General features: G+C 37.6%; 4 protein-coding genes. 2 read left to right on the top strand and 2 right to left on the bottom strand.

Annotation, left to right across the window (positions count from 1 at the left end; genetic code table 11):
- Positions 1–639 (top strand): fatty acid desaturase family protein (locus WBN20_RS16405; RefSeq protein ID WP_424282465.1); only part of this gene is annotated, 639 nt, incomplete at its 5' end.
- A 54-nt stretch (positions 640–693) separates the two neighbouring features.
- A complete protein-coding gene (locus WBN20_RS16400) occupies positions 694–888 on the top strand; it encodes a cold-shock protein (RefSeq protein WP_299163367.1) in 195 nt (64 codons plus the stop codon).
- A gap of 391 nt (positions 889–1279) precedes the next feature.
- On the opposite strand, the gene WBN20_RS16395 is transcribed toward WBN20_RS16400, so the two are convergent.
- Together WBN20_RS16395 and WBN20_RS16390 are read right to left on the bottom strand one after the other, a co-directional pair.
- A complete protein-coding gene (locus WBN20_RS16395; protein ID WP_424282464.1) occupies positions 1280–1948 on the bottom strand; it encodes a bifunctional 4-hydroxy-2-oxoglutarate aldolase/2-dehydro-3-deoxy-phosphogluconate aldolase in 669 nt (222 codons plus the stop codon).
- A gap of 10 nt (positions 1949–1958) precedes the next feature.
- Positions 1959–2892 (bottom strand): PfkB family carbohydrate kinase (locus WBN20_RS16390; protein WP_424282463.1); only part of this gene is annotated, 934 nt, incomplete at its 5' end.

The raw sequence follows: 2892 nt of genomic DNA, 5'->3' as shown, positions 1-2892 counted from the left end.
CATAAGTTTCAGCATATATATGTCTGGTTTTTCTATGGTTTGTCTACCATTTCCTGGATCACCTCCAAAGATTTTGTCAGAATAAATCGATATAGAAAGAAAGGCTTTTTTACTAAAAAAAATGAATTTAAAACTGAACTGGCAAAACTAATAGGGTGGAAATTAATCTATTATACGTACGCATTAATCTTACCGCTTTTAATAGTCCCTCTTGCACCATGGATAATTATTCTGGCCTTTCTTAGTATGCATGTTGTCACTGGTTTGTTGATCAGTATTGTATTTCAGGTGGCACATATCATGCCCAATGTAGATTTTCCATTACCTGACGGAGACGGAATGCTGGAAGGAGACTGGCATGCACATCAACTGGCAACAACAAGTAATTTTTCCCCTAAAGGTTGGTTTTTATCCTGGTTAATAGGAGGATTAAACTACCAAATAGAGCATCACTTATTGCCAAATATTTGTCATATCCATTATAAAAAAATATCAGCTATAGTAGAACAAACGGCAAAGGAACACGGTATTCCTTATCATACTAAAAGGACTTTGGGGTCAGCCATTTGGGATCATATTAAAATGCTAAAAGAACTAGGCAAAGTATTGCCTTTAAAGGTAATAGCAGTAAAGAATTGACAAAGACTTAAAAACAAGAAATAAATAAAATAATTAATAATAAATATCAAAGTAATGAACGAAGGAACAGTAAAATTTTTTAATAGGGCCAAAGGATTTGGTTTTATAAAACCAGTTAATTCTGAAGAAGACATTTTTGTACACCAAAGTGGTCTTATTGATGAAATTAACGAGAACGACAACGTAAAGTTTAATTTGGAAAAAGGACAAAAGGGAATGAACGCAGTAAATGTGGAAGTTATCGACTAAGTCCTGAATGCCAAAACTAAATTCAAAGCCATCAGTACTGATGGCTTTTTTATTTGCCACAATTAAATTAAAATATTGCATAAAACATTGTGTGTTTAAAAGTACGTCAGAAGTGCCAGTACGCCATCATAAGAAATAATACATGAGAAAAGTAAAGAAGCGCCTAAACCAAGATTAATCCAAATGTTGGTTTTATGAGATTTCTTTAAATTTCTGCTGTTAATCAATCGCATAATTCCAGGACCAAAAGCCAAAACCAGCTTCAGAAATCTTTTTAAAAAATGGATTTGTCATTTTGGGTTTCACCCATAGTAGATTCTTTGGTGTTATATATTTCTGTTAGGATTATTAATATATCCGAGAATATAGATTAGATAGAAAAATTTTTAATTTAAGCCCGGAGCATAAAAATAAGGGATAAGGTTTCTTTAACCTTATTCTCCAATCCTTTATAATCCTTATTTGATAAAATTTCTTTACTAATAAGTTTAGATCCCATACCCACACAGGTAACACCGGCATCAAACCATGCTTTAAGATTTGCTTCTTCCGTGCTCACACCCCCGGTTGGCATAATACTCGTCCAGGGTTGTGGCCCTTTAATTGCTTTTACAAAACCGGGACCATATAGATCTCCCGGAAATAACTTCACGATTTCACATCCCAATTCCTCAGCCCTATTGATTTCGGTGAGTGAACCGCAACCTGGTGACCACAAGACTTTTCTTCTATTACAGACAATTGCAATATCTTCCCTTAATGATGGGGTCACAATAAAGTTGGCTCCCATTTGCATGAACATGCTTGCAGCCCCGGCATCTGTTATAGATCCTACGCCCATAATCATTCCCGGCAGTTCTTTTATCGCATATTTGTTCAGCTCTGAGAATACTTCAAAGGCAAAATCGCCACGTGCAGTGAACTCCATAAGCCTGGCCCCACCATCATAGCAGGCTTTCAATACTTTTTTTCCCAATTCAACATTCGGGTGATAAAACAAAGGAACCATTCCTGTTTCCTTCATTACTGATGCTACTTCTAATCTTGAATATTGTGCCATTATTTATACTTTACCTTACTACTCTACCTGAAGCATCGCCACCCATTAATTTTTGTACTTCATCAACAGATACAAGATTGGCATCGCCCCTTATAGTATGTTTTAAACATGAAGCCGCTACTGCAAAATCAAGAGCGTTCTGATCATCTTCAGGGTATTTTAACAAACCATAAATTAATCCCCCCATAAAAGAATCGCCTCCTCCTACTCTATCAACAATATGCGTTATCTGATATTGTCTGGTTTCATACATTTTCTTTCCATCGTAAAGTACTCCTGCCCATGTATTATGTGAGGCTGAAATGGAACCTCGCAAGGTGGTAATCACCTTTTTGGCTCTTGGGAATTTAGCCATCATTTGTTTACAGACGGACAGGAAGGCCTCTGCTTTTACATCATGTCCATGGGTTGTAATATCCAATCCTTCCGGTTTTAATCCAAAGTGTTTTTCTGCATCTTCCTCATTACCCAATATAATATCACAAAACGATGTAAGTTCGGTCATTATAGCTTCGCGGTCACCGCCATAATTCCATAATTTTGCACGGTAATTCAAGTCCGTTGATATGGTAATGCCCATCTTACTGGCAACTTTCACCGCTTCCAGACAGGCGTCAGCGGCTCCTTGTGAAATTGCGGGAGTAATACCGGTCCAATGAAACCACCCTGCCCCGACGAATACCTTTACCCAATCAATCATGCCTGGTTCAATCTCGCATATTGCGGAATGTGCCCTGTCATAGACCACCTTACTGCCACGGCTTACGGCCCCTGTTTCTAAAAAGTAAATCCCTAAGCGTTCACCACCAAAAACAATGTTTTGAGTATTAACACCCCTCTTGCGCATTTCCATCAAAGCACATTGCCCAATATCATTTTTAGGTAAACGAGTAACAAAGTCCACCGGTACGCCATAGTTGGCCAATGACACAGCTACATTAGAT

The organism is Eudoraea sp. (genome assembly GCF_049665975.1).
Lineage (GTDB): Bacteria > Bacteroidota > Bacteroidia > Flavobacteriales > Flavobacteriaceae > Eudoraea.
This window is presented reverse-complemented; position numbering and strand designations above follow the sequence as displayed.